Origin of the sequence: Cyanobium sp. ATX 6F1 (assembly GCF_024346315.1) — a bacterium.
Classification (GTDB): Bacteria; Cyanobacteriota; Cyanobacteriia; order PCC-6307; family Cyanobiaceae; genus ATX-6F1.
Map to the genome: position 1 here is coordinate 20,568 of NZ_JAGQCS010000005.1, position 23,450 is coordinate 44,017.

At 69.9% G+C, this 23,450-nt stretch carries 24 protein-coding genes and 1 pseudogene; 13 read left to right on the plus strand and 12 right to left on the minus strand.

All coding sequences use genetic code 11. The features are described 5' to 3' along the window. Positions 1-5: 5 nt before the first annotated feature. From KBZ13_RS08665 to KBZ13_RS08680, 4 genes are read left to right on the plus strand one after another with little or no spacing between them, the layout of a single operon-like run. Positions 6-1,298, plus strand: coding sequence for an FIST N-terminal domain-containing protein (locus KBZ13_RS08665; protein WP_255008278.1), 1,293 nt, complete (start codon positions 6-8; stop codon positions 1,296-1,298). 4 nt (positions 1,299-1,302) lie between these two features. Beyond that, positions 1,303-2,046, plus strand: a complete 744-nt coding sequence (gene trmB, locus KBZ13_RS08670) for a tRNA (guanosine(46)-N7)-methyltransferase TrmB (protein WP_255008280.1) — start codon at positions 1,303-1,305, stop codon at positions 2,044-2,046. Further along, positions 2,047-3,360, plus strand: coding sequence for an IctB family putative bicarbonate transporter (locus KBZ13_RS08675; RefSeq protein WP_255008282.1), 1,314 nt, complete (start codon positions 2,047-2,049; stop codon positions 3,358-3,360). It abuts the gene before it with no gap. 34 nt (positions 3,361-3,394) lie between these two features. Further along, positions 3,395-4,378, plus strand: coding sequence for an N-acetylglucosamine kinase (locus KBZ13_RS08680; RefSeq protein WP_255008283.1), 984 nt, complete (start codon positions 3,395-3,397; stop codon positions 4,376-4,378). On the opposite strand, the gene glmM is transcribed toward KBZ13_RS08680, so the two are convergent. After that, on the minus strand, positions 4,365-5,765 hold the full coding sequence (glmM, locus tag KBZ13_RS08685; RefSeq protein ID WP_255008285.1) for a phosphoglucosamine mutase: 1,401 nt from the start codon (positions 5,763-5,765) through the stop codon (positions 4,365-4,367). The genes KBZ13_RS08680 and glmM overlap by 14 nt on opposite strands. A gap of 87 nt (positions 5,766-5,852) precedes the next feature. Further along, a complete protein-coding gene (locus tag KBZ13_RS08690) occupies positions 5,853-6,083 on the minus strand; it encodes a hypothetical protein (RefSeq protein ID WP_255008287.1) in 231 nt (76 codons plus the stop codon). A gap of 47 nt (positions 6,084-6,130) precedes the next feature. Here KBZ13_RS08690 and KBZ13_RS15735 point away from each other — a divergent pair, with 47 nt between their 5' ends. Next, positions 6,131-8,149 carry a lytic transglycosylase domain-containing protein gene (locus KBZ13_RS15735; protein WP_255008288.1) on the plus strand — a complete coding sequence of 673 codons (2,019 nt, stop codon included), beginning with the start codon at positions 6,131-6,133 and terminating at the stop codon, positions 8,147-8,149. On the opposite strand, the gene KBZ13_RS08700 is transcribed toward KBZ13_RS15735, so the two are convergent. Continuing rightward, positions 8,146-8,637, minus strand: coding sequence for a hypothetical protein (locus KBZ13_RS08700; protein WP_255008290.1), 492 nt, complete (start codon positions 8,635-8,637; stop codon positions 8,146-8,148). The genes KBZ13_RS15735 and KBZ13_RS08700 overlap by 4 nt on opposite strands. A gap of 21 nt (positions 8,638-8,658) precedes the next feature. Next, positions 8,659-9,108 (minus strand): NIL domain-containing protein, encoded by a 450-nt coding sequence (locus tag KBZ13_RS08705; RefSeq protein ID WP_255008292.1) that lies wholly within the window; start codon positions 9,106-9,108, stop codon positions 8,659-8,661. 66 nt (positions 9,109-9,174) lie between these two features. Here KBZ13_RS08705 and KBZ13_RS08710 point away from each other — a divergent pair, with 66 nt between their 5' ends. Both KBZ13_RS08710 and thyX read left to right on the plus strand, forming a co-directional pair. Continuing rightward, on the plus strand, positions 9,175-9,744 hold the full coding sequence (locus tag KBZ13_RS08710) for a thioredoxin domain-containing protein (protein WP_255008294.1): 570 nt from the start codon (positions 9,175-9,177) through the stop codon (positions 9,742-9,744). 54 nt (positions 9,745-9,798) lie between these two features. Continuing rightward, entirely contained in the window at positions 9,799-10,521 is a 723-nt protein-coding gene (gene thyX / locus KBZ13_RS08715) for an FAD-dependent thymidylate synthase (RefSeq protein WP_255008304.1), read from the plus strand. Positions 10,522-10,552: 31 nt separating this feature from the next. On the opposite strand, the gene KBZ13_RS08720 is transcribed toward thyX, so the two are convergent. The 3 genes from KBZ13_RS08720 to KBZ13_RS08730 all read right to left on the minus strand — a co-directional run bounded on the left by KBZ13_RS08720 (position 10,553) and on the right by KBZ13_RS08730 (position 12,269). Further along, the gene (locus tag KBZ13_RS08720) at positions 10,553-11,062 is read right to left on the minus strand and encodes a thermonuclease family protein (protein ID WP_255008306.1); all 510 of its coding nucleotides are present in this window, start codon (positions 11,060-11,062) and stop codon (positions 10,553-10,555) included. 62 nt (positions 11,063-11,124) lie between these two features. Next, positions 11,125-11,718 carry a dCTP deaminase gene (gene dcd / locus KBZ13_RS08725; protein WP_255008307.1) on the minus strand — a complete coding sequence of 198 codons (594 nt, stop codon included), beginning with the start codon at positions 11,716-11,718 and terminating at the stop codon, positions 11,125-11,127. Continuing rightward, complete coding sequence (locus KBZ13_RS08730) at positions 11,718-12,269, minus strand: cob(I)yrinic acid a,c-diamide adenosyltransferase (protein ID WP_255008309.1); 552 nt, start codon at positions 12,267-12,269, stop codon at positions 11,718-11,720. The genes dcd and KBZ13_RS08730 overlap by 1 nt, the downstream gene beginning before the upstream one ends. 308 nt (positions 12,270-12,577) lie before the next feature. Between KBZ13_RS08730 and ntcA the strand changes: the two genes are divergently transcribed. The 3 genes from ntcA to KBZ13_RS08745 all read left to right on the plus strand — a co-directional run bounded on the left by ntcA (position 12,578) and on the right by KBZ13_RS08745 (position 15,100). Further along, a complete protein-coding gene (gene ntcA, locus KBZ13_RS08735) occupies positions 12,578-13,318 on the plus strand; it encodes a global nitrogen regulator NtcA (RefSeq protein WP_255008310.1) in 741 nt (246 codons plus the stop codon). Positions 13,319-13,418: 100 nt separating this feature from the next. Further along, entirely contained in the window at positions 13,419-14,630 is a 1,212-nt protein-coding gene (locus KBZ13_RS08740) for a DUF3084 domain-containing protein (protein WP_255008312.1), read from the plus strand. After that, entirely contained in the window at positions 14,627-15,100 is a 474-nt protein-coding gene (locus tag KBZ13_RS08745) for a RuvX/YqgF family protein (RefSeq protein WP_255008314.1), read from the plus strand. Before KBZ13_RS08740 ends, KBZ13_RS08745 begins: the two co-directional genes overlap by 4 nt. On the opposite strand, the gene KBZ13_RS08750 is transcribed toward KBZ13_RS08745, so the two are convergent. The 4 genes and pseudogenes from KBZ13_RS08750 to psbH all read right to left on the minus strand — a co-directional run bounded on the left by KBZ13_RS08750 (position 15,078) and on the right by psbH (position 16,653). Beyond that, on the minus strand, positions 15,078-15,335 hold the full coding sequence (locus KBZ13_RS08750; protein ID WP_255008722.1) for a DUF3146 family protein: 258 nt from the start codon (positions 15,333-15,335) through the stop codon (positions 15,078-15,080). The two genes, KBZ13_RS08745 and KBZ13_RS08750, sit on opposite strands and share 23 nt — an antisense overlap. Further along, positions 15,332-15,985, minus strand: coding sequence for an aminoacyl-tRNA hydrolase (pth, locus tag KBZ13_RS08755; RefSeq protein WP_255008316.1), 654 nt, complete (start codon positions 15,983-15,985; stop codon positions 15,332-15,334). The genes KBZ13_RS08750 and pth overlap by 4 nt, the downstream gene beginning before the upstream one ends. A gap of 241 nt (positions 15,986-16,226) precedes the next feature. Further along, positions 16,227-16,436 (minus strand): annotated as a pseudogene (locus KBZ13_RS15800) (TatA/E family twin arginine-targeting protein translocase); the annotation flags it as partial. Positions 16,437-16,452: 16 nt separating this feature from the next. After that, on the minus strand, positions 16,453-16,653 hold the full coding sequence (psbH, locus tag KBZ13_RS08765) for a photosystem II reaction center phosphoprotein PsbH (RefSeq protein WP_254939294.1): 201 nt from the start codon (positions 16,651-16,653) through the stop codon (positions 16,453-16,455). Positions 16,654-16,786: 133 nt separating this feature from the next. Here psbH and psbN point away from each other — a divergent pair, with 133 nt between their 5' ends. Further along, on the plus strand, positions 16,787-16,924 hold the full coding sequence (gene psbN / locus KBZ13_RS08770; protein ID WP_255008320.1) for a photosystem II reaction center protein PsbN: 138 nt from the start codon (positions 16,787-16,789) through the stop codon (positions 16,922-16,924). Between the two features lie 2 nt (positions 16,925-16,926). Here psbN and KBZ13_RS08775 read toward each other — a convergent pair whose 3' ends face one another. After that, on the minus strand, positions 16,927-20,031 hold the full coding sequence (locus tag KBZ13_RS08775) for an alpha-mannosidase (protein ID WP_255008322.1): 3,105 nt from the start codon (positions 20,029-20,031) through the stop codon (positions 16,927-16,929). A gap of 100 nt (positions 20,032-20,131) precedes the next feature. Here KBZ13_RS08775 and KBZ13_RS08780 point away from each other — a divergent pair, with 100 nt between their 5' ends. Together KBZ13_RS08780 and KBZ13_RS15740 are read left to right on the plus strand one after the other, a co-directional pair. Continuing rightward, positions 20,132-20,251 (plus strand): photosystem II reaction center protein I, encoded by a 120-nt coding sequence (locus KBZ13_RS08780; RefSeq protein WP_255008323.1) that lies wholly within the window; start codon positions 20,132-20,134, stop codon positions 20,249-20,251. Between the two features lie 123 nt (positions 20,252-20,374). Beyond that, complete coding sequence (locus tag KBZ13_RS15740; RefSeq protein ID WP_255008325.1) at positions 20,375-23,437, plus strand: DUF3769 domain-containing protein; 3,063 nt, start codon at positions 20,375-20,377, stop codon at positions 23,435-23,437. The last annotated feature ends 13 nt before the right edge of the window (positions 23,438-23,450 follow it).

The following is a 23,450-nucleotide window of genomic DNA, read 5'->3' on the forward strand; positions in this document are numbered from 1 at the left end:
CGACCATGGCTCCGTTCCCCTTGCTTTCCTGGTGGCGACCGGATGGTGAGTCGGCCCTCTGCCGCACCGCCACCGCCAGCGACGCCTCCCTGGAGGCGGCCGTGGGGGCCGTGGTGCGCGAACTCGACAGCCGCGCCTTCAGCGCCGAGCGGCCCGCCGACCTCGCCCTGGTGTTCTGCTCCACCAGCTACGCCAGCGACCTGCCTCGGCTGCTGCCGCTGCTGCGCGCCCACCTGCACGCCCGCCACTGGATCGGCTGCGCCGGGGCCGGTGTGGTGGTCACCGACGCCGCTGGAGCGAGCCACGAGCTGGAGCAGCAGAGCGCCCTCGGGGTGACGCTGCTGCGGCTCCCCGGCGTTGCCTTGCAGCCCTTCGCCCTCGACACCGAGAAGCTTCCCGACCTGGACGGGGCCGCCCAGCCCTGGATCGACTGGGTGGGGGCCGACCCGGGCGCAGCCCGCTCAATGCTGCTGTTCGTGGACCCGACCAGCTCGGGCCTCAACGACCTGATCAATGGCCTCGACTACGCCTTTCCTGGTCTGGCCAAGGTGGGTGGCATCGCCGGTCACCACAGCGCCGACCATGGCTCCCTGTTCCTCGGTGACCGCGTGCTCACCGGCGCGGTGGGCTGTCTGATCGGTGGGGCCTGGCGGCTGGATCCGGTGGTGGCCCAGGGCTGCCGGCCGATCGGGCCGGTCTTCGAGGTGGAGCGGGCGGAGCGGAACGTGGTGCTGCAGCTCAGTGCCGGTGACCAGCGCAACACACCGGTGGCCTGCCTGCAGACGATCCTCGAATCCCTCACCGCCAGCGAGCGGGAACTGGCACGCCATTCCCTCTTCCTGGGGGTGGCCCGCAACGCCTTCAGCCTCGAGGGTGGTGGCCTTGAGAACGGTGACCGCGAGGCTGAAGCGGCCTTCCTGGTGCGCAACCTGATCGGCGTCGATCCGCGCAATGGCGCCGTGGCGGTGGCGGAGCGCATGCGCGTGGGCCAACAGGTGCAGTTCCAGCTCCGGGATGCCGCCGCCTCCCGCCAGGAGCTCCAGCAGCTGTTGATGCGCCAGCAGCAACGGGCGCCGCAGCCGCTGGCGGCCCTGCTGTTCGCCTGCCTGGGCCGGGGCCAGGGTCTCTACGGCCATCCCGACGGGGATGTGGGAGTGGCCCGGGAGCTGTTCGCGGGTCTGCCGATCGTCGGTGCCTTCTGCAATGGCGAGATCGGCCCCCTGGCGGGCAGCACCCAGCTGCACGGCTACACCGCCAGCTGGGGTTTTCTGGTCAACGAGCCCACTCCGGAGCCCTGAGCCGATGGTGCGCCAGCACGTCAACCCCCTGGGCCTTCTCTACCAGCAGCCCCTGGTCCTGCCGCCCCCGGTGGAGTTGTTCGCGGCTCCGGATCAACCGCTGCACCTGGATGTGGGCTGCGGCCGCGGGCGCTTCCTGCTGGAGATCGCCCAGCGCCATCCGGAATGGAATTTTCTGGGCGTGGAGATCCGCCGCCCTCTGGTGACGGCCGCTGAGGCGGATCGCCGCGCCCTGGGCCTGACCAACCTGCGCATCCTGTTCTGCAACGCCAATGTCAGCCTCCAGGATTGGCTGGGGGCCTTGCCAGCCGGCCTGCTGCGGGGCATCAGTGTGCAGTTCCCCGACCCCTGGTTCAAACAAAGGCACCACAAACGACGGGTGCTGCAGCCGGCGCTGCTGCGCGCCTTCGCCGCCGCCCTGGAGGGGGGCGAAACGGCGGGAGAGCTGTTCCTGCAAAGCGATGTGCTTGCCGTGATCGAGCCGATGGTGACCCTGTGCGAAACCAGCGGCTGGTTCGATCGCCCCGCCGGCGACCCCCGTCCCTGGCGCCAGGACAACCCCCTGCCGGTGGCCACCGAACGGGAACGGCACGTGCTCGCCCAGGGCCTGCCCGTCTACCGGGTGCTCTACCGCCGCAACGGCCAGCCCCTTTGCGACCTGGCCACCCTGGAGGCGGCGCGCGAGGCCGCCGATAATCCGGCCCTACCCGTGGCAGCTTCGGCCGCCGTGGTCCCAGCCGGCGCCTGAATGTCCCCCGCTCCCGCTCCCGTTCCTTGGCTGATGCGCTGGCAGGGGCTGCTGGCCGGATCCGCCCCTGGCCCCCTGGCCCGCCAGCTGCCCACCGTGGCCGGCCTGGTGCTCTGCGCCCTGATGGCGGGCATGCCCCTGGTCACCCGCGGTGGGCTGAGCCTGCTGATCCTGTCCTCAGGGTTGATCTGGGTGCTCTGGGCCCTGCGCACCCCGCCCGGACCGATCGGAGCGATCAGTGGCTGGCTGCTGCTGGCGCTCGGGGTGAGCGTGCTCGCCACCGGCTTCTCGCCGGTGCCCAAGGAAGCCCTGCAGGGGCTGTTCAAGCTGGTGAGCTACCTGGGGGTCTATGCGCTGATGCGCCAGCTGCTGGCGGAGGCGCCAATCTGGTGGGACCGGATCGTGGCGGCCCTGCTGGCGGGCCAGCTGACATCCGCTGTGATCGGGATCCGTCAGCTCTACGGCGACACCGGTGAACTGGCCCGCTGGGCCGACCCGAACTCCGTGGCCGACGGCACGATCCGCATCTACGGACCCCTGGAGAACCCCAACCTGCTGGCGGGCTACCTGCTGCCGATCCTGCCCCTGGCGGTGGTGGCCCTGATGCGCTGGAAGAGGCCCGCCCCGCGCCTGTTCGCCCTCATCTCCCTGGTGCTGGGCACCGCCGCCACCTACCTGAGCTACAGCCGTGGGGGCTGGCTTGGCATGGTGGCCGCCCTCGGGGTGATCGCCCTGCTGCTGGTGCTGCGCGCCACCCGCCACTGGCCGCCCCTCTGGCGGCGCCTGCTGCCGCTGCTGCTGCTGCTGCTGGCGGTGGCGGCCCTGGTGGTGGCAGTCGCCCTGGTGGAACCGCTGCGGATTCGTCTGCTCAGCCTTGTGGTGGGCCGCGAGGACAGCTCCAACAACTTCCGGGTGAACGTCTGGAATGCGGTGATCGAAATGATCAACGACCGGCCCTGGCTGGGCATCGGCCCGGGCAACAAGGCCTTCAACGCGATCTATCCGCTGTATCAGCAGCCCAAGTTCAACGCCCTGAGCGCCTACTCGGTGCCCCTGGAACTGCTGGTGGAAGGGGGCCTTCCCGGGCTGGTGGCGGTGCTGGGCTTGCTCTGGACCAGTGTGCGCCTCGCCCTCGCTCAGCTCAAGGGAGAGGCGGCCTTCGCCCTGCCCGCCCTGGCGGCCCTGGCGGCGATCGCGGGCCTGGGGGTGCAGGGCATCGCCGACACGATCTTCTTCCGCCCGGAGGTGCAGCTCAGCGGTTGGTTCTGCCTGGCCACCCTGGCGGTCACGGCCCGCTCACCCCGGGAGACCTGAGCGGCCCGCCGCCTTCCTTTGCCGACCTGGGCCCATGGCCAACCTGATCGCCGGCTTCGACGCCGGCCAGACCCACACCAGCTGCCGGCTTGCCCTGGTGGCCGCAGACGGCGGGATCCAGCCCGTGGCCAGCGGTGAGGGTCCGGGGGTCAGCCATCTTGCGGCCAGCGGCGGCGAGGAGCGTTTTCTGGCCGCCCTGCGCACGAGCTACGGCGCCGCCCGCGCCGCCCTTGGGAACGGCTCCAGGCCGTCCCTGGCCCTGGGCGCCGCCGCCGCCGGCGCCAGCGGGATCGAAGCGGGCACCGACCTGGAGCAACAAGGCCAGACCCTGATCGCCACCGCCCTTGGACTGCCGCTCGAGCGGGTGCGGGCCAGCGGTGATGAGCGCACGGCCCTGCTGGGGGCCTGCGGCCGCGGGGCCGGCATCCTGGTGATCAGCGGCACGGGCTCGATCGCCCTGGGGCAGGACGGCCAGGGCCGCGAGCACCGCTGTGGCGGTTGGGGCTGGCAACTGGATGGGGCCGGATCAGCCATGGATCTGGGCCGCGATGGCCTGGCCCTGAGCCTGCGCATGGCCGACGGGCGCCTGCCGGAGAGCGCCCTGCGCGCGCGTCTCTGGGCGGCCCTGGCGGACGCCGAGGGGATCACCGGGGCCGCGATCACGGGCCAGTGGATCAAAGCCCAGGTGGTGGCGCCCGGCTTTGCGCCCGCCGGCTTTGCCCGCCTCGCCCCGGCCGTGAACCGGCTGGCGGCCGGCGGTGATCCCGATGCGGCCCGCATCGTGCAGCATTCCGCCAACGCCCTGGTGGAGCTGGTCAGCGGGGTGGCGGAGCGCCTGGAACTCACGGCCCCGGCGGTGTTCGCCACGGGGGGGGCGTTGACGCACCTCGATCAGCTGAGGGACCGTTTCGCGGCCGCACTTCAGAGCGCCCTGCCCGCCGCACGGCTCAGGGAACCCAGGGGCGATGCCCTGGCGGGGGCCTTGCAGGTGGCCGCTGCCCTGCTCAGCTGCGGTTGAGGCTCGCATCGGCCAACTCGGCCAGGTGGCGTGACCAGTGCTCCACCTCCCGCTGCTGGGCGGCCTCCACCATCACCCGCAGCAAGGGCTCGGTGCCACTGGCCCGCACCAGCACCCGTCCGGATCCCGCCATCGAGGCCTCGGCCTGCTCCACGGCGGCGCGCAGGGGTTCGCAGCTCTGCCACTGCTGGCGCCGCTGGCGATCGGGAACGGTGACGTTCAAGAGGATCTGGGGGTAGGGCCTGAAGCTGGTGTCCAGCCAGTCGGCCAGGGAGCCTCCCCTGCCAGCGATCAGCGTGGCCACCTGCAGGGCCGTGAGCAGCCCATCGCCGCTCATGCCGTGGCGGGCCGAGAGGATGTGACCCGATTGCTCCCCGCCCAGGGCCGCGCCGGAGCTCTCCATGGCGGCATGGACGTACTGATCGCCCACGGCGGTGCGCTCGAGCACCCCACCCCGCTGCTCCCAGGCCCGCTCGAAGCCCAGATTGGACATCACCGTGGCCACCAGCCGGTTGTCCGGCAACTGGTCCGCCTCCAGCAGGGCGCCGCCCCAGAGGTAGAGGATCTGATCGCCATCCACCACCCGGCCCCGGCCGTCCACCGCCAGCATGCGGTCGGCGTCGCCATCGAAGGCAAAGCCCATCGCCGCCCCCCGCTCCAGCACGGCCCGCCGCAGGGCCTCCAGGTGGGTGCTGCCGCAGCCCACATTGATCAGGCGGCCATCGGGAACACCGTGCAGCACCGTCAGGTCGGCCCCCAGGGCCTCGAACACCTCGGCGCCGCAGGCCGTGGCCGAGCCCCAGCAGAGGTCGAGCACGATCTTCGCCCCCTCCAGCTGCCGGCCACAGGCGCTGGCGATCAGCGCCTCGCGGTAGTCGCTCAGCAGGTCGCGGCGGTCGCGCAAGGCGCCGCAGCTCAGCTCCGCCAGAGGGACCACCACGGCGCTGGACTCCCCCCGCAGGCCGGCCTCGATCGCCTGCTGCTGCGAGCGATCAAGCTTGGCGCCGGAGGCGCCGAACACCTTGATGCCGTTGTCGTGGGGGGGGTTGTGGCTGGCGGAAACCATCAGGCCACCGGCCGCCCCCTGGCGCCGGATCGTGCCGGGCAACGCCGGGGTGGGGCAGAGCCCCAGATCCCAGACCTCCCTCCCGGCCGCGCTCAGTCCGGCGCTCAGCGCCGCCACCACCATCGGGCCGCTGGTGCGTGAATCGGAGCCCAGCACCACCGGACCCTGGGGCGGCAACACCTGGCCGCACCAGTAGCCCACCTGCAGGGCCAGGGCGGGGGTGAGCTGGGTGCCCACCCGGCCGCGGATGCCGTCGGTGCCGAAGCCCGCGACGGCCGGTCCCAGGGGGGGACCCACCGGCGGGGGGGGCAGATCGGGCATCGCGGCGGCTCGGTTGGCGATGAGGCTAAGCCGACCCGCCGGAGCCCCCAAAGCGACTCAACGCCAGCGCTGGACCCTCAAGGCGACTCAACGCCAGCGCCGGGGCCACCAGGCCCAGCGCAGCAACTCGATCACCGCCCAGAGCAGCAGGCCGCCCACCACCCAGCCGGGCAGCAGAAGCAGCGGCCACCAGGAGCGCAACAACAGCACCAGACCCGCGGCCACCAGCACCATCAGGGCGCGGCGACGCTGGTGGGCGCCGGGCAGGCTGCCCAGCCAGGGGGGCAGACGATCGATCAAGGCCGTGGGCAGACGCATCGAGGCTTGATCGCTGCTCCCCAGAATGCCAACACCGCCAAGACCCCGTGAGCGAACCGCCCGCCCCCGCCGCCCAGTGCCAGGGTCCCCTGCTGATCGCCCTCAGCTGCGCGGGCGCTCTGGCGCTGCTGCTCACGGGCCGCTGGGCCCTGCAGCAACGACCGGAGCTCACCCCCGCCAGCTCGAGCGCTCAACTGAGCTGGGTGCGCCATGGGGAGGTGGACCCGCAGCGGCGCCGGGAGGCCAGCCTGCTGCTGGTGGAGCGGGTCAAGGGGAACCCCGACGAGCAGTACCAGCTCTTGGCGGGCCAGGGCTGGGGCCCGGACATGCTGGCGGCGGTGGTCCTCAAGGGGCAGGCCCTGGCGGCCGAGCGCCGCGGCCGCGGCGTCGAAGCCGACGACCTCTGGAGCAAGCTGTTGCGGCGCTTCCCCCGGGATCCCGCCAGCGCCGACGCCCTCTACGCCCTCGGCCGGCGGACACCCGCCCAGCGGCTCGATCTGCTGCGCCGCTTCCCGGCGCACCCGGCCGCCCTGGCCGGCGCCCTGGAGCTGGGTCCGGCGATCGACCAGGAGAGGTTGGGCACGCTGCACCTGGCGCGCTGGGGTCCCCGCTGGCCTGGCGCAGAAGCCCGCCTGCGGCGCACCTGTGCCGTCAAGGGCGTTGCGCCGCCACCACCCGAGCAGCGGCGAACGCTGGCCCTGGCCCTCGCGGAGCTGGGGGATGGCGCCGCCGCCCTAGACTGCCTGGGCGGGGCGAGCCTGGGCGATTCCGCCGTTGCCCTCAGCCTCGCAGCGGCCCTGCTCAAGGGTGATGGGCCCCAGCAACAGAAAGCAGAGCAGCGGCTGCTGGAGCTGGCCCAGCGCTGGCCGCAGGCGCCAGAAGCCCTCGAAGCCAGCCGGCTGCTCAGCCAGCAGCCGCGACCTGAGGCCCTGGCCCTGCTGGCCCAGTTGCCCGCGCCGCTGCGGGCCACAGCCCCGGTGCAGGCGCGCCTGGTGCTCCAGCATCAAGGCAGTTGGCGGGCGGTGCTGCAGCGCTGGCCCGGGGATCCCGCCAGCTGGGATCTGCAGTGGGAGCTGGCCCGGGGACGGCTGCTCAAGGGCCAGTGGCGCGAGGCCGCCGAGCTGCTGGGCGCTCTGAATCCAGCGCAGCTGGCCGCTCCCCTGGCGGCCCGCCAGCAGTTCTGGCTGGGCTACGCCCAGCGGCAGCTGGGCCAGGAAGCGGCGGCCCGGGGGGTCTGGGAGCGGCTGCTCAGCTCCGCCCCCAGCGGCTACTACGGCTGGCGGGCGGCCCTGCAACTGGGCCAGGCCGGGGCGGCGAATCCACCGGCCCTCAGCGCGCTCACGCCGCCCCCCTGGCGCCCGCTGACCAGCGGCGATGCCGAGTTGGATGAGCTCTGGCGGCTGGATCAACGCCTGGAAACCTGGGAGCGCTGGCGGAACCAGCGCCGCAACCGGCCTACCCTTCAGCCCGAAGCGCTGGTGGTGGAGGGGCGGCTGCGGCAGGGGGTGGGCGATGACTGGACGGGCCTGGCCCAACTGGAGCAGGCCCACCTGATGCTCCCCGCCGGCAGCTGCCAGAGCCGGCAGGGGTTCGATCAGGACCTCCACCCGGTGCGCTTCGCGCCCCTGTTCCTAGGCGCGGGCAAGCGCGAGCGGGTGGATCCGGCGCTGCTGCTGGCGGTGTCCCTGCAGGAATCCCGGTTCACGCCGGCGGTGCGCTCCGCCGCCGGTGCCGTCGGCCTGATGCAACTGATGCCGGAGACCGCCGCCGAGCTGGCCGGCAAGCCACTTAGCCTGGAGGCCCTCCAGCAGCCCGACATCAACGTGCCCCTGGGGGCGCGCTACTTACGGCAACTGCTCACCTTGTGGCGGGGCGATCCCATTCGGGCGGTAGCCAGCTACAACGCTGGCCCCGGCGCCGTCCAGGGTTGGCTCGGGCCCCTGCTGCAACGGCATCCCGAACTCTGGGTGGAGGCCATCCCTTACCCGGAAACCCGGCTGTACGTCAAAAAAGTGCTGGGCAACCGCTGGAGCTACCTGCGACGCGGCCGCGAACCCGCCTGCTAGCCGATTCGGATCAGGTTCTCGGCCTGCAGATGGGCGCCAAGGCCCATGCCGAGCAGCACCAGCAGACTCAGGGCCAGGGCCCCCAGCAACGGCGGTGGCACCACGCGGAGCCGGATCAGGTCCAGGCGGGCCAGCAGCACCGAACAGGCCAGGATCACCACATCGGCCAGCACGTTGAGGTGGAGCAAGTAGAGCCCTCCGGTGATCACCAACAGCAGAGTGACCACCAGGGTGATCGCCTTGCTGGTGGCCATCAACAGCGACAGCTGACGAAACAGCTGATCCGGCATGGCGCAGACCATCACCACCACCAGGGTCTGCAGGCACTGAATCGGCCAGTAGACGGTGTAGGCGAGCCAAGCCTCCTCGGCCCCGTTCCCTTGGTAGGACTGATGGGCCGCCATCCAGTGGGCCCCCATGTAGATGCTGACCGCCACCAGCAGCAGCGTCATCGGCGCCCGGATCGGCAGGGTCAGGTAGCGGAGCATCGTTCTCAGGGCCGTCGTCTCTCAGGGCCTTCGGCTTCCAGGCAGCACCGTATCGGCGGCGGGCCGATCCAGCACCAGAGCAATGGCCTCCAGCGGGCAACTGGGGATGCACTGCTCGCACACCAGGCAGATTTTGGCGTCGAAGTGCAGCTGCCAGCTCGGGGCACGGCTGCTGAGGGCGCCGCTGGGGCAGACGCTCGAGCAGATGCCGCAGTCGACGCAGCGGGCTGGATCGACGCGGATCTCCCCGGGGGCCCGGTTCAGGCCGAGGCCCAGGCTCTCCAGCCAGAGCTCCGCCGCATCGAGCTCGTCGATGTCGCCGGAGAGCTCCACCACCATGGTGCCGCTCTGGTTCGGGGCCACCTGGGCGCGCAGGATCTTCGCGGCGATGTCGAAATCGACCGCCAACCGATAGGTGATCGGCTGGTGCACCGCCTGGCGGGGGAAATGAAGGGTGAGGCGGCGTTTCACGCGGTTCGACCCGTCGCAACGAGGCTAGCGCTGCCAGAGTGCAGTCCTGTCCATCTTCCGCTGACCGTGTCCGGCGACCCTTCCCCCTCCCCAGCGACCGGCGCCACCGCCTCCCTGGGCCGACGGGAGCAGATCCTGCTGGCGCTGATCGCCGCCCTGCTGGCGGTGGTGGTGTTCGTCTTCCAAGGGGGTCTGCGCCGGGAAGCACCCCTGGAGCGCCTGGCCCGCCTGTCGCTCGATCTGCCCGTGGCCCTGAGCGACGGACGGCCCACCCTGGTGGAGTTCTATGCCGACTGGTGTGAGGCCTGCCGGTCGATGGCTCCGGCCATGGAGGCGATCGAAGATCATCACCACGGCGAACTGGATGTGGTCTTGCTCAACGTCGACAACCCTCGCTGGCAGGGCGAGGTCGAGCGCTATGAGGTCAACGGCATTCCCCAGCTGGAACTCTTCGATCGAGACGGTCAACCGATCGGACGCTCCCTGGGTGCCCGCAGCCGAGGGGAACTCGACGCCCTCACCGGTGCCCTGATCGCCCAGACCCCCCTGCCCCGCCTGGCCGGCGTCGGCAGCACCAGCCCCCTGGCCGGCGGCGGCGCCACCGCGGCCGTTACCGGTCCCCGCAGCCACGGCTGATTGCTGCCGCTAAAAAGGCCCCGTGCTTCGCTCAAGCCCACCCGTTCCCCCGCCATGAACCGCTTTCGGGTCGAGCTGATCGCCGCCACCCCCAACCCCCAGCAGTGCGTCTACGCCGCCATGCACCAGGACTACTCCGAGGATTTCGTGGCGGCCGACCGAGCCAACTGGCCCGATGAGACCCGGGCTGGGGAAATCTGCGTCAAGCGGCTGCTGGGGGGCGAACGCGGCCACTACGGCCCCCTGGAACACGGGCAGATCGTGCTGAACGTCGGCTGGTTTCCCCATTCGGTGATGCAGCAGGCCCGCACCCACCGGGTGGGTGTGAGCTTCGATGTGCAGTCGATGCGTTACACCGGCGATCGCATCCGCCGCGCCGCCAACGGGGAGCTGGAGCTTGAGGAGGTCTTCTACCTGCGGCCCGTGGGCAGCTACAGCGACCGCCAGGGCAAGAAGTACGCCTACACGGCCGAGGAGCGCGCCAAGGATCTGGCGCTCTGCCGCGCCGCCGCCGAGCGCTACCGCGACCTGCTTGACGCGGGCTTCGCCGAGGAGCACGCCCGCGGCATCCTGCCCTTCGACTACCGCCAGCACTTCGTGGTGAGCTTCAGCCTGCGGGCCTTCCTGCACTTCATGGACCTGCGGGCCAAGCTCGACGCCCAGGAGGAGATCCGCCAGCTCTGCGACCTGCTCTGGCCCCACTTCGTGGCCTGGGCCCCGGAGATTGCCGCCTGGTACGAGAAGAATCGGCTGCACAAGGCGCGGCTGGCACCCTGAGCGGGCCAAGACGGGCCATGGCCGAGCTAGCTCAGCAACCTCCCCCCTGTCGGCGGCACCAGCGGCGTTCCCAGGCGGCGATCGGCAGCCGCGGCGGGCCCCACACCCCCAGCCCCTGGCGCTGGGCCTGCCGTTCCTCTGAGAGAAAGGCCTTCGCATCGCAACGGCTGAGCTTCTGGCGGTAGACGAGGGCCTGACCACGCCGCACCAGGATCCAGTTGACGTTGCCCCGCTCGCTGAGCAGCTTGGCCACCGTTCGGCCGTAGCGGTCCGTGCCCAGAGGCGTGAGCAGGACCGGGCTGCCCGGAGGCAACAGCGCCCTCAGGGCCGCCCGCGACGCCACACCCCATGGGGGCTGAGCGAGCTCAGGCGCATCGATGCAGGCCAGCCGCAGCTTGAGCCGCCTGCCCTGGACCGCCACCATCAAGCTGTCGCCATCGACCACGGACAACACCTTCGCGCCCACCCGGCTGACGGAGTAATCCACCGAGAGCGGCACGGCGGCCTGGGCTGAACCTTGGGCGGCCAGTAGCAGCGGCAACGCCGCGAGGATGAAGCGCGCAGACCCCGTCCATGACACCGCCCCCGAAGCGCGAACTGCGCTCAGACCTTGGCGAGGGTCACCCGTTCCGGCTGGTGTTGGTACTTGCCGGAACGGTCGCTGTAGGTGGTCTCGCAGGGATCCCCCTCGAAGAACAACAGTTGGCAGATCCCCTCGTTGGCGTAGATGCGGCAATCGGCGCCGGACGAATTGCTGAATTCCAGGGTGAGGTGGCCCTCCCAGCTGGCCTCGGCGGGGGTGGTGTTGACGATGATCCCGAGGCGGGCATAGGTGCTCTTCCCAAGGCAGATCACGGTGATGTTCGCCGGCACCTTCATCTTCTCGAAGGCCACACCGAGGCCGTAGGAGTGGGCCGGCAGGATGAAATAGGACCCGTCCTCGTCCTGGTGCAGGGCGGCGGGTTCGAGGTTGGCGGGATTGAACCGCTTGGGGTTCATCACCGTGCCCGGCACATGGCGGAAGATCAGGAACTCCTTCGGCGAGAGCCGCAGGTCGTAGCCGTAGGACGAGCAGCCGTAGCTGAGCACCGGAGCCGTCCGGTTCTCAGGGTCGAGATGGCGCACCAGCGTGGGCTGGAAGGGCTCGAGCAAGCCTGCGGCGGCCTGTTCGTTGATCCAGCGATCGCACTTAAGCATCAGCTCCCCCGGCGCAACTGGGTGACCTGGTCGGCCATCGCCATCAGCGGCGGCGGCATCGACGGCCCGGTGAGGATCACATCGAGATGCGAAGGGCGCCGCTCCAGGGTCTCGCTCACATCGGCGGCCTCCAGGTAACCCAGTTCGACCGCCAGCCCCAGCTCATCGAGCACCATCAACTCCACCGAACCGGCGAGCAACTGCTCCCGGCTGAACGCCCAGACCTCCTGCACCGCCTGACGCTCCTGCTCGCTGGCGGGGGGGATCTCCAGACAACCGGGCACATCGGGGCGCAACCACTGAAGGCGGCCGCAGAGCCAGAGGCTGTGCCCCAGACCCTGCTCCACACCCCCCTTGAGGAACTGACTGATCAGCACACGACTGCCCAGGCCGGCGGTGCGCAGCGCCTGGCTGAACACTCCGCCGAAGCTGCCGCGGAACGGAGCCGTGTGGATCTGCAACAGACCTTCCTGCTGGCTCACGAGCCGCAGGCTGCGCAGGGGACGGGGGGCACCGTGGTCGAGGCCGGGTTTGCGCAGGCTGGCGGTCATCGGCACAGAAGGGGGAACACGGTGTCGCTCTGCCTGGGGCGCCGCGGCCAGCGAGGTGGCCAGCGACTTGGAGGGCCTGAGCCCCTGATCGGCAGCTGAAATCTGAGGGTGCAGCGGCAGGCGGGCCTGGGTGGCGGACCCTGAATGTAGCGGTGTCGGCCCCACCGGCAAGGCAACGGCACACCATCCCTAGCGCGAACGCACGTACCAGCACCCAGGAGCCAGAAACCTCCAGCGGAGCGATGGTGTCTGTTGATACAGGGGCAGCCAGGGGCGATCTTTAGCTTTTCACCACTTTCCCCGCCTTGATGGTCGGCGCCACCCGCGGTTTCAGCCGCTATAGCAGCGGTCCCAGCTCCGGAACGAGTGGCATGGCCTCCCCAGGCGCGGCTGGATCCGCCCCCACCCCCACGCTTCTGGATGTGATCCGGGGGCTCAGTGGCAGCAGCGTGGAAACGGTGGAGCGCAGCAAAACCATCTTCTTCCCCGGTGACCCCGCCGAGCGCGTCTATCTGCTGCGGCGCGGGGCCGTTCGCCTCTCACGGGTCTATGAATCGGGCGAGGAGATCACCGTTGCCCTGCTGCGGGAAAACAGCCTGTTCGGGGTGCTGTCCCTGCTCACCGGCCAGCGCTCCGACCGCTTCTATCACGCTGTGGCCTTCACCCGGGTGGAGATGGTGACAGCGCCTGCTACCTCCGTGCGCCGGGCGATCGAGGTGGACGCCAGCGTCGGCCTGCTGATGCTCCAGGGCCTCTCCTCGCGGATCCTGCAGACCGAGACGATGATCGAAACCCTCACCCACCGGGACATGTCTTCGCGGCTGGTGAGCTTCCTGCTGGTGCTCTGCCGTGATTTCGGCGTGCCCGGCAGCGAGGGGATCACCATTGACCTGCGCCTCTCCCACCAGGCGATCGCCGAAGCGATCGGCTCCACCCGGGTCACGATCACCCGCCTGCTGGGTGACCTGCGCAACGCCGGCCTGTTGCAGATCGACCGCAAGAAGATCACGGTGTTCGATCCGGTGGCCCTGGCCAAGAAGTTCAGCTGAGCCCACCGGCTCCAGCTCCGCCGCTGTCCCGCTCGATTCGTTCCCGCTCGATTCGGCTGGGTTGGATTCGGATGGATACTGAGAGCCTCCGCTTGGTTCCGTGTCCGGCTGGCTGCTGATCCTGGCTCTGCTGGTGCTCGGCGGAGTGCTCTCCACCTTCGGTGACCGCCTCGGCAGCCGCGTGGGCAAGGCGCGGCTGAGCTTGTTCAACCTGCGTCCCCGCAACACGGCGGTGCTGATCACGGTGCTCACCGGCAGCCTGATCAGCGCCGTGTCCCTGGGGCTGATGCTGCTGGTCAGCGAGCGGCTGCGGACTGGGTTGTTCCAGCTTGATCAGCTGGAGCGCAAGCTGCGGGACAGCCGCAGGGATCTGGCCAGCAGCCAGGCGGAGATCCGCCGGGCCCAGCAGGCGAGCGCGCGGGCCGAGCTCGGCCTGCACCAGGCCCAGGGGCAACTGGCCACGGCCGACCAGCGCGCCCAGAAACTGCGCAACGAACTGCAACCGCTTCAGCGGCAACGGCTCCAGCTGGAGCGGCAGCGCAATCTGCTCAGCCAGGACATCCGGGCCAAGGACGCGGACATCCGGCGCAACGAGGCGGAGCTTGCGACGGTGAACCAGCGCATCGCGGCGGGCGCCAAGGAACTGAAACGGCTTGAAGCGAAGTTGATCGATCTGCGCCGGGGGGACGTGGTGATCAGCAGCGGCCAGCCGTTGGCCACAGCCAAGATCAACCTGGAAAACGCCTCCCAGGCCACCCTCGTGATCAAGGCGCTGCTGCGGCAGGCCAACCTGGTCGCCTACCAGCGCGTGCTGCCGGACCAGGTGGCCAATCGCCAGATCCTGCTGGTGCCCCGCAGCGAGATCACCCGGCTCCAGGGTGTCATCACCAAACCAGGATCCTGGGTGGTGAGCATCATTTCCGCCGCCAATGTGCTGCGCGGCGAACAGCAAGTGCTGGCCTTCCCGGACGTGCGACCCAACCGCCAGGTGATCCGCCGCGGCGATGTGATGGCCACCACCGTTGTCGAGGCTGACCAGCGCAGTCCCGAGCAGGTGCGCAGTCGCTTGAATCTGCTGATGGCGGCCACCTTCACCCGCGCCCAGGGCCAGGGCTCCCTCGCCGACGGCGTGCAGTTCGACGTGGCCAGCTTCAACCGCCTGGGCAAGGAACTGAGCGAGCGGCCCCCGGGCCTGGCCGTTCGCCTGGAAACCGTGTCCGTCCGCAACAGTGACATCGCCGACCCGATCACCGTCGACCTGCGCTGGATCGACGGCCCCTCTCCGGCGGTGCGCAGCCTTCCCCGCCCATGACCCCTGCGCCGGCGGACGGGGCCCATGGCGGCCCCCTGGCGGCCCTGGATCCAGGCCGCAGCAAGTGCGGTCTGGTGCGCACCGATGGCTCGAGGCGGCGGGTGATCGAGGCCCTGGTGTTGCCACCAGAGGAGTGCTGGCAGCGAATCCAGCACTGGCAGGCCGAGGACCCGCTGGCAGCGCTGGTGCTCGGCAACGGCACCGGCAGTGGCGCCTGGTGCGCGCGGTTGTCGCCGCTGCTGCCTGTGATCCTGGTGGATGAGCGCGGCAGCACCCTGGCGGCGCGGCACCGGTTCTGGCAACTGGAACCTCCCGGCCCCTGGAGGCGCCTGCTGCCGGAAGGCCTGCGTCTTCCACCGCGGGATTGGGATGACGTGGTGGCCCAGCTGCTGCTGGAGCGTCACCTGGGGTGGCCCCTGGAGCGGCAGATCCCGGACGGGCGAGCTGTTACAGGCGTGCCCGCACGGTGAAGGCGTAATCGCCTCCCGGCTCGAGCTGGTAGTCGGCCTGCAGCAGAAAGCGCAGCAGGGCGTCCTGAATCAGAGCCCGCCCCAGGGAGGGCTCAACGCTGAGTTCGCCCCGATCGAAGGCCCAGCTGAAGGTCCAATGGAAGCCACCGGCCGTGACCTCGCCCTCCAGCAGTCGTCTGCTGAAGCTTTGGTGCAGCACGCGCAGCTGCGCGGTGGTGGCGGGAAGGCGACTCAGCGCGGTGGAAGCGAATCCGAAGCCAGATTGCCACCGGCCGTCACCTGAAAACTGTTCAGGCGGGTGGCCGCCCGCTCCAGCCCCAGTCGCTGGACGATCTCCACGCCGGCGATCACCTCATCGAGCACCGCACGCAGCAACGGTTGTTCGGCGGCCTGGAAGCGGCCGAGCACATGGGACAGCGTGCGCGCCTTGCGCTCTTCGGGGTTCAGGGCCGGGGCACCGATGCCGATGCGCAGACGCGGAAAGTCCTGGGTGCCGAGATGGGCGATGGCACTGCGCAGGCCGTTGTGGCCACCAGCACCGCCGGAGGCCCGCAGGCGCAGGCGCCCCAGGGGCAGATCCATGTCATCGACGACCACCAGCATCTGGCTGGGATCGAGATCGAACCAGTCGAGGGCGGCGCGGATCGAGCGGCCGCTCTCGTTCATGAAGGTCTGGGGCATCAGCAGCCGCAGGCGCCCGGAACCCTGGTGCAGGTCGGCGAGCAGGCCATGGAGCTTGGCCTGGGAGCGAAAGCGCACGCCATCCGCCGCGGCCAGCCGCTCAAGGGCCATGAACCCGACGTTGTGGCGGGTGGCCTCGTAGTCGGAGCCGGGATTTCCGAGGCCGACGAGCAGCTGGAGCGGCGCGGCCGCAGGAGATGCCATGGACGAAGAGGAAAGACCAGGACCTTTCAGGAGAGCCCTCAAAAGGAGCGATGGGCCTGAGTTACCCAGCCAGTGGCGGTGTTTAAGGGCCTGCGCTGGAGACGGGGGTGCCGTCAGAACTCAGATCGGGATCACCGGCCATGGCCGCCAGCTCGCCCGTGCTTGCGTTAGAGGTGCTTGCGTTAGAGGTGCTTGCGTCAGCGGTGCTTGCCTCGGCGCTGGCTGATTCGGCGCTGGCCAGGGATTCAGCCGCCAGAGTCTCGGCAACGACCGTCTCGGTGTCGATGGCGCGGCGGAACTCCTGCTCGAATTCCCGCGAAGCCGACTGAAAGCCCTTCAAGGTGCGCCCCAGGGTCTTGCCCAGTTCAGGCAAGCGCTTCGGACCGAACACCAACAAACCGATGGCGGCGATGACCGCCATCTCAGGCAAGCCGATCCCGAAGATGTTCATGGGTGGGGGCCGGGCGTCAGCCCAGCGGGTTCCAGTTGACGGTGATGCCGTCGAGCAGCAGCGACTTGTTGTACACCTGCAGGATCACCAGCAGGAAGACAAAGAACAGCAGCATGAACACACCCATCACCGGGGTGGTTCCCCAACCAGGCACGACCTTGCCGTACTCGGAATTCAGGGGGCGGAGCAGATCTCCCAGGCGGGTGCGTTGGGCCATGGCGTCGCAGTCCTCTCTGGCGGGGGATCGTTCTCGGTACTGTAGGCGAGACGCCGCCGGAGGGCGGTGGCTGTCGGGTCTTGTGACGGGACGGCAGCACCCCACGGCCCCTTCCCTTCCCCTGAGATTGTCCATGGATAGCTCCCCTGCCATTCCGATCGCCCTCGCTGTGCTGGCGGTGCTGCTGGGTCTCACGGGTTTTGGGGTCTACCAGGCTTTCGGGCCCCCCTCCAAGGGTCTGACCGACCCGTTCGACGACCACGACGACTGAACTCAAGCGGTAGTCGAGCGGCGGATCCGCCAGCGGGCCAACTGCCAGGGGCGCAGCAGCTGCCCATCGCCGGCCGAATCGCCGTGCTGCCCAGGGAAGCCAGCGATCCGCTCCAGCACCGTCCAGCCCTCCGGCAGGTCGAGCCAGCGACGACAGGGCCCCAGGTTCTGGGCGCTGAGCAGCAGCACGGGCCCCTGGGGCGATGGCCCCTCGACCTTGAGCCCCAACAACTGCAGATCAGGGTGGCCCAGATGCAGGCCATCGTCCGTTGTGCTCCCTGGGCCTGAGCCGGGCCCGGCCGGCCGCAGCCAGAGGGGTTCGCGGAAACGCACCGCCTGCTGGGGAACCGCTCCGGCGCGCCAGTTCCCGAGCAGCGGCAACAGCGCCAGCCGCAGCCGTTGATGGCCCCGATCGGCGCCCGGGTCGGGCCAGGTGGGCCCCCGCAGCAACGACACCCCCAGCCGCTCCGCCGAGGCCGAGACCCCCTGGGGGCCATCGAGCAGCACCGCCAGTCCACCCGCGTTGCCCGACTGGCTCGCCAGCCAGCTGATCGCCGGCAGCTCCCAGCGACTGCGTTCGCGCGCCATCAGCGCCTCGGCGGGCCGCTCGATCACGCCGCCGCTGGTGTCCGCCGCCCAGCGCTCGGCCCCCTGGGCCAGGGGCAGCTCAAGCCGCAGCAGTTCATGGGTCTGCCGCCAGTCCACCGCCAGGATCAGCTCCACCCAGGGGCAGGCGGCCCGCAGGCGCAGCTCCAGCCGCAGGGCACTGGCGCCGCAGCGTCCCCGCCAACGGAACCCGGCGCAGAGGGGCCCCTGATCCACGGGCTCGGGGGGACCGTCCCACTCCAGCAGCAAGGGATGGTCGCGGTAGTCATCGGCCAGATCCCAGGCATCCCAGAAGGCGCCGCGATCGCGCCAGCGGCGCCACTCCAGGGGCGACTCCAGTTGGGCGACTCCGTGCTGGCTCCAGAGCTGCTCCAGCCCCTGGGGCCCCACCTGAACGGACACCAGGCCGTTGCCGAGCCAGTGGCGGCCCTCCATGCCGCCGGGGCGGCTGATCACGGGACCATCGATCGCCGCCGGGGCTTCACCAGCAAGCTCTGGGTGGCCCCCAAGGGAACGGCGCTCCAGGGACAGTGCCGCCACCCCCTGGGGCCCGCTCAGCTGCACCCAGTCGCCGCCGGATGGCGCCGGCTGCCGCGGCAGGGACGAGCCATCGGCCAGGCGCCAGTCGCCCCGGGGCAAGCGCACGGTGAGCGGCGTGGCCCCCAGGGCCTGCAGCTGCACCAGCCACCAGGCGTTCGCCACCGGCCGGGGTCGGGGCGCCAACCAGCGCCCTAGGGCCCCATCCCGCTGGCGCCGCGCCAGGCGCCGGGCCTGACGCCATTGGGGCTCGGCCTGCTCGAACACCTCCGGCACCGCCGTGCCTGGAAGGATGTCGTGGAACTGCTGAAACAGCAGCGTGCGCCAGGCCTCCGTGAGCTCGGCCCGCCCGGCGGCCTCCGTTGCGGAACGGCCCTCAGGGCCGTGGGACGCAGCGCTTCGGAGCGCCTCCGCCAACTCCGCCTCCCGCAGCAGCCGTTCCAGGCTGCGGTTGTGGCGCTTCTGATCAGGGCGGCTGGTGGCGATGCCCCTGTGCAGTTCCAGGTAGAGCTCATCCCGCCAGATCGGCAGCTGAGCCTGGTGGGGCTCCAGCTCCGCCAGGTAGGCGCGCAGGCTGCCGTGGCGCTGGGGCGCCGCCAGCGGTTGCCCCTGCCAAAGCTCCAGTTGCTCCAGCATCTCGGCGGTGGGGCCGCCGCCGTGGTCCCCCACCCCTGGCAGCCAGAGGGCGGTCTCCAGGCCGGTGGAGCGCCGCCAGCTCTGGCGGTAGCGCTCCATCGCCACCGGATCGCCGTCCGTGCCGATCGGGGCCGTCATCAGGGAGAGCACCTCGGCGCCGCAACGGCTGCGCCAGCGGAACAGCCGATGGGGGAAGGGATTGGTGGCGTTCCAAGCCAGCTTGTGGGTGCAGAACCAGCGCACCCCACTGGCGGCGGCCACGGCCGGCAGACCGGCCCCGAAGCCGAAGCTGTCGGGCAGCCAGGCCACGGAGGGCTCCCACTCAGGGAAACGGGAGCGGCTGTAGGCCTGCCCCTCCTCGAACTGGCGCCAGAGGGAGGCCGTCGCGATCAGCACGCAGTCGCTTTCCACCCAGGGACCGTTGATCGGCTCCCAGCGGCCGGCGACCATCGCCGCGCGAATCGCCGCAAACAGCGCCGGGCGGTGGCGCTCCAACCAGGCGTAGAGCGCCGGGGTGGAGTGGCCGAAATGGAGCTGGGGATGGCGCTCCATCAGATCCAGGGCGGAGCGGAAGGTGCGCTCCGCCGCCTGCCAGGTGTCGGCCACCGGCCACAGCCAGGCCAGATCCAGATGGGCATGGCCGAGCACATGAAACCCGGGCTCAGCAGGCGAGGGCGCCATCCCCCTGAGCTGTTCACGCAGGAGCTCCAGACCAGCGGCCCGCTCGGACGGGGAGGCTGGATCGAGGGCCGCCAGCCGCTCGGCCAGTGGGCCTGGGGTGCCCTCGCTCTCCGCCCGCAGGACCACGAGCTCCAGGGACTGGGCCAGCAGCACCCCGTGGGGATCGCCTGAGCCCGTGGGCTCGAGCTCGAGGCGGCTTTGGATCAAGGCGCCATCGTCATGGAGTGGGCTGCGCAGGGTGAGCGCCAGCTCCAGGGGCTCACCTGCCCACCAGCGCTCGGGCAGGGTCCAGCGGCAGGCGGTGTCGAACAGATCGCCGCGGTGCACGCTCTCCCCGTCGACCCGCAGCTCGGCCGCCTCGGCCCACCAACGCAACACCAGGCGGGCCCGCAGCTGGCCCCAGGCCCGCCAGGGCTCCGGGCAGAGGAGGCGCTGGCTCAGCCGCAGCTCCTGGCCGCCGCGGGGCCAGATGATCAGGCCCCGGGCGAACCAGTCGGGCCGGTGCCGCCGGCCCCAGGGGTCGTCGATGGCGAGCGACTCCAGGCCGCCAGGGCGCTGCACCCGCCAGTGGGGATGGAGATCGCGGCTGGACCGTGACCGAAACGTTTCAATCCAGGGGTGAAGCACCGTCTCTGGGCCCTCAGCCATCCAATGCCGTCATCGGTGAGCCATAGGATGATGGCGCTGCCTCAGGGTCGTTCCGGCCCCACCGGGCGCCTGTCACCCCCTGTCACCCGCCGGACGGACCATGCTCGCCCTCAAGGTTTCGGTTTACTCCGTAGTCTTTTTCTTCATCGGGATCTTCGTGTTCGGCTTCCTGGCCAGCGATCCCACCCGCACCCCAAGCCGTAAGGACCTCGAAGACTGAGACAATCTCGGCGTCCGTTGAACCCTGCCGGCTCCTTACCCGTGGCCGGTCTGATCACCCGCCCCGGGCACGCTTGATTCCCGTCGTTGCCATGGGAGGATCAGCCCCGTTTCGGCAGGCTTGGTGAGCGAACGTCTTCCAGCTGGGTTGGCCCTGGGCCTGCTTGGGACGCTTGCCTGCGTCGGATTCACCCCCAGCGTTCGCGCTGAAAACCTCGGCGATGGTGGCGCCGAGAGCGCGGAACCCGCCCCAGCCTTGAATGCGGGGCCATCCCTGCCCCTGGGGCCGCCACCGCTGCCGCCTCTCCCCAGCGCTGAGCAGCCCAACACCCCAGCCCCCAGCGGGGGCGCCACGAAAGCAAACGAGCGCACCGCCTCCAACAGCTTCCCCGCCGAAATCCAGCTCACGGCCGATTCCCAGGCCCTCGACACCCTGCTCAACCGGGCCGTGGCCACGGGCAAGGTGCGGGCCCTGCTGGCGGGGGGTCGCATCCTTGCTGATCGGGTCGAATACGACTCGATCAGCGGCAGCCTCTATGCCAGCGGAACGGTGCGTTTCCAGCGGGGCAACCAATACCTGCAGGCCAGCCGCCTGCGTTACAACCTCAACGAGCAGCGGGGTGAGGTCGAGGAGGTCTACGGCTACCTCGATCTGGAGCAATCGAAGCAGGATTTCGATCTCGAGGCGATCCCCAGCCTGCCCCTGGGACCGGAGCAGCCGATGGCCTGCCCCCCCAAGGTGCCGCCGGTGCCCAATTGGCATCCCTACCCCTGGGCCGCCACCCTCTGGGGCGGCCAGGCCATCGACACCAACTTCGGCCAGACCTTCCTGTTCCAAGGAAGGATGCGGCCGGAATACCTGCTGGGGGTCGGTCTCAACCGCCGCCTCTACAAAGCCGGTCCGATCGCCCTGGAATTCGACTCCACCTTGATGGGCCACCGGGCCGAACCCGACCGGGGCGGTGGCTTCAACCAGGCGGTGCCTTTCTCCCAGAACCCCGGCCAGGCGTTCGGCGAAATCACGTTGGGCGTCGGCTTCCGGGCCTGGCTCTTGCCCAGGCTCAGCGTCGCCTTCGTCCAGGGAGTCAGCCTGCTGAGCCAGAACAGCCTCTATGAAAAAACCTACCGAGAGAACTACAGCCAGTTCCTCAATTACCTGGGCTTCGAGATCGAGGCGCTGGTTTCGCCCCAGTGGTCGCTGGTGGGACGGATTCACCACCGCTCGGGCGCCTTCGGGGTCTACGGCGGTGTGAGCGAGGGCAGCAACGCCTACCTGCTGGGTCTGCGTTACCGCTTCGGCAGTGATGCGAACCCTAAAGGGCCGGTGCAGGTGGCCCTGGCCCCTCCCCTGGGCTGCCCGGATCCCGAACGCGGCAAGCGCCGGCGGGTGCTCACCCTCGCCGATGCGCTTGAGCAGGTGGCCATGGGGCCTCCCACCAGCAGCCCGCCGTCAGCGGCTGGAAACGCCCAGGGCCCCAGCGCAACTCCGAGCGCACCCGGCTCGGGCCTGGCCACCCAACCCATCAGCCCCCAGGAGCAAGAAGCGGCTCGCTACAAAGCGATCCAGACCATCGACCAGCGCATCGGTTCAATCACCCAGCGCCAGGGCCTCACCGCCGGTCGCCGCTTTGGCGCCGGCAGCAACGGCGTCTTCACCTCAACGGACACAGAGGTTTCCTTCGGTGGCGTACGCCCGGCCCAGATTCAGTCCCAGAACACGGCCGCCAACAAGAAACTGGTGAGCGGCACCGTGGGCCGCTGGCGCTTCCAGGCCGCCAAACTCACGATCACACCCGATGGCTGGCATGCCGACCGCATCGGCATGACCAACGATCCCTTCACCCCGGCCCAGACCTGGCTGGATGCTGAAAACGTCGTGGCCCGAACGCAGCCCAACGGCGACATCCTGATCAGCTCCGACCGCAACCGCCTCATCCTTGAGGATCAGCTTCCGATCCCGGTCAGCCGCAACCAGCGCATCCAGAAGAAACAGCAGGTGGAGAACCGCTGGGTGCTTGGCAACGACGGCAAAGACAGGGACGGCAACTTCATCGGCAGGCAGCTGAGGCCGATCAAGATCGGCTCCACGGGAGAACTTGCGCTTCAGCCCCAGTTCCTCCTGCGCAGGGCTGTCCTAGGAACCACCGACAGCTACGTGCTCCCGGGCCAATCGGCCGGTGCCAGCCCCAGCGAACAGCCGGCCGAGTTCTCTGATCTGTTTGGCCTGGTGGCCAACTACACGGGGCCGCTGCTGGGTTTCACCAGCGACGCCAACTTGAGCATCTCCACCTTCAACCCCAAGAACTTCGCCAACGGCACCCGCAGCTGGGGCGATCTCCAGCGGGATGTCCGCTTGCCCCTGGTCGGCACCAGCACCGCCCGGATCTTCGGGGCCTACCGCTTCCGCACCTGGAACGGCTCCCTGGGAGAACAGGACATCTACTCCGCCTATGGCGTTTCCCTGGAAAAACGCGGGACGTTGCCCAACTGGGGGCGCCTGAGCAACAGCTACATCTGGCGGATGGGGGTCGGCAGCTTCCAGGGCAACCAGTTCGAGAGCACCAACCTGACTGATCTCTGGCGTGGCAGCGGCGTGATCGCCATCAACAGCTCCCTGCCGGTGTGGACCGGAAAGCCCCTGCCGCTCACGGCCACCGAGGCCTACCGCAACGTGGGCACCGCGATTGTGCCTGGGCTCACCTTCAACACCAACCTCACCGTCATCGCGGCCTACTACGGCACCGGGGACCACCAGAACCAGTTCAGCTTCTCGGCCGGCCCCACCCTCACCCTGGGCCATTTCAGCAAGCCCTTCCTGGATTACACCCAGCTCACCATCACCGGCGGCGGCACCCTGCTCAACGGACTAAGTCCGTTCAGCTTTGATCGGGCCGCAGATCTGGCCACCATCGGGGTGGGCCTCAGCCAGCAGATCTACGGCCCCCTGGTGCTCAGCGGCGGCATCGGCTTCAACGTGGATGGGCGTTCGCCCAACTACGGCGACCTCACGGGCTCCTACGTGGAGCTCAAGTGGCAGCGACGCGCCTATGAGTTCAGCATCTACTACAGCCCCTACGAACAACTGGGTGGCGTGCGGGTGAAGCTCAACGACTTCAGCTTCAGCGGCACGGGGGTGCCGTTCGTGCCCGTCCACCCCGGCAGTGATGTGGGCCGGCGGCCCTTCTAAAACCACTGGCTGA

Bases quoted from the DNA above. Each gene is read 5' to 3' on its own strand.
- KBZ13_RS08665 (WP_255008278.1), top strand. From the start codon at position 6: ATGGCTCCGTTCCCCTTGCTTTCCTGGTGGCGACCGGATGGTGAGTCG.
- trmB (WP_255008280.1), top strand. From the start codon at position 1,303: ATGGTGCGCCAGCACGTCAACCCCCTGGGCCTTCTCTACCAGCAGCCC.
- KBZ13_RS08675 (WP_255008282.1), top strand. From the start codon at position 2,047: ATGTCCCCCGCTCCCGCTCCCGTTCCTTGGCTGATGCGCTGGCAGGGG.
- KBZ13_RS08680 (WP_255008283.1), top strand. From the start codon at position 3,395: ATGGCCAACCTGATCGCCGGCTTCGACGCCGGCCAGACCCACACCAGC.
- glmM (WP_255008285.1), bottom strand. From the start codon at position 5,765: ATGCCCGATCTGCCCCCCCCGCCGGTGGGTCCCCCCCTGGGACCGGCC.
- KBZ13_RS08690 (WP_255008287.1), bottom strand. From the start codon at position 6,083: ATGCGTCTGCCCACGGCCTTGATCGATCGTCTGCCCCCCTGGCTGGGC.
- KBZ13_RS08700 (WP_255008290.1), bottom strand. From the start codon at position 8,637: ATGCTCCGCTACCTGACCCTGCCGATCCGGGCGCCGATGACGCTGCTG.
- thyX (WP_255008304.1), top strand. From the start codon at position 9,799: ATGAACCGCTTTCGGGTCGAGCTGATCGCCGCCACCCCCAACCCCCAG.
- dcd (WP_255008307.1), bottom strand. From the start codon at position 11,718: ATGCTTAAGTGCGATCGCTGGATCAACGAACAGGCCGCCGCAGGCTTG.
- KBZ13_RS08730 (WP_255008309.1), bottom strand. From the start codon at position 12,269: ATGACCGCCAGCCTGCGCAAACCCGGCCTCGACCACGGTGCCCCCCGT.
- ntcA (WP_255008310.1), top strand. From the start codon at position 12,578: ATGGTCGGCGCCACCCGCGGTTTCAGCCGCTATAGCAGCGGTCCCAGC.
- KBZ13_RS08745 (WP_255008314.1), top strand. From the start codon at position 14,627: ATGACCCCTGCGCCGGCGGACGGGGCCCATGGCGGCCCCCTGGCGGCC.
- pth (WP_255008316.1), bottom strand. From the start codon at position 15,985: ATGGCATCTCCTGCGGCCGCGCCGCTCCAGCTGCTCGTCGGCCTCGGA.
- psbH (WP_254939294.1), bottom strand. From the start codon at position 16,653: ATGGCCCAACGCACCCGCCTGGGAGATCTGCTCCGCCCCCTGAATTCC.
- psbN (WP_255008320.1), top strand. From the start codon at position 16,787: ATGGATAGCTCCCCTGCCATTCCGATCGCCCTCGCTGTGCTGGCGGTG.
- KBZ13_RS08775 (WP_255008322.1), bottom strand. From the start codon at position 20,031: ATGGCTGAGGGCCCAGAGACGGTGCTTCACCCCTGGATTGAAACGTTT.
- KBZ13_RS08780 (WP_255008323.1), top strand. From the start codon at position 20,132: ATGCTCGCCCTCAAGGTTTCGGTTTACTCCGTAGTCTTTTTCTTCATC.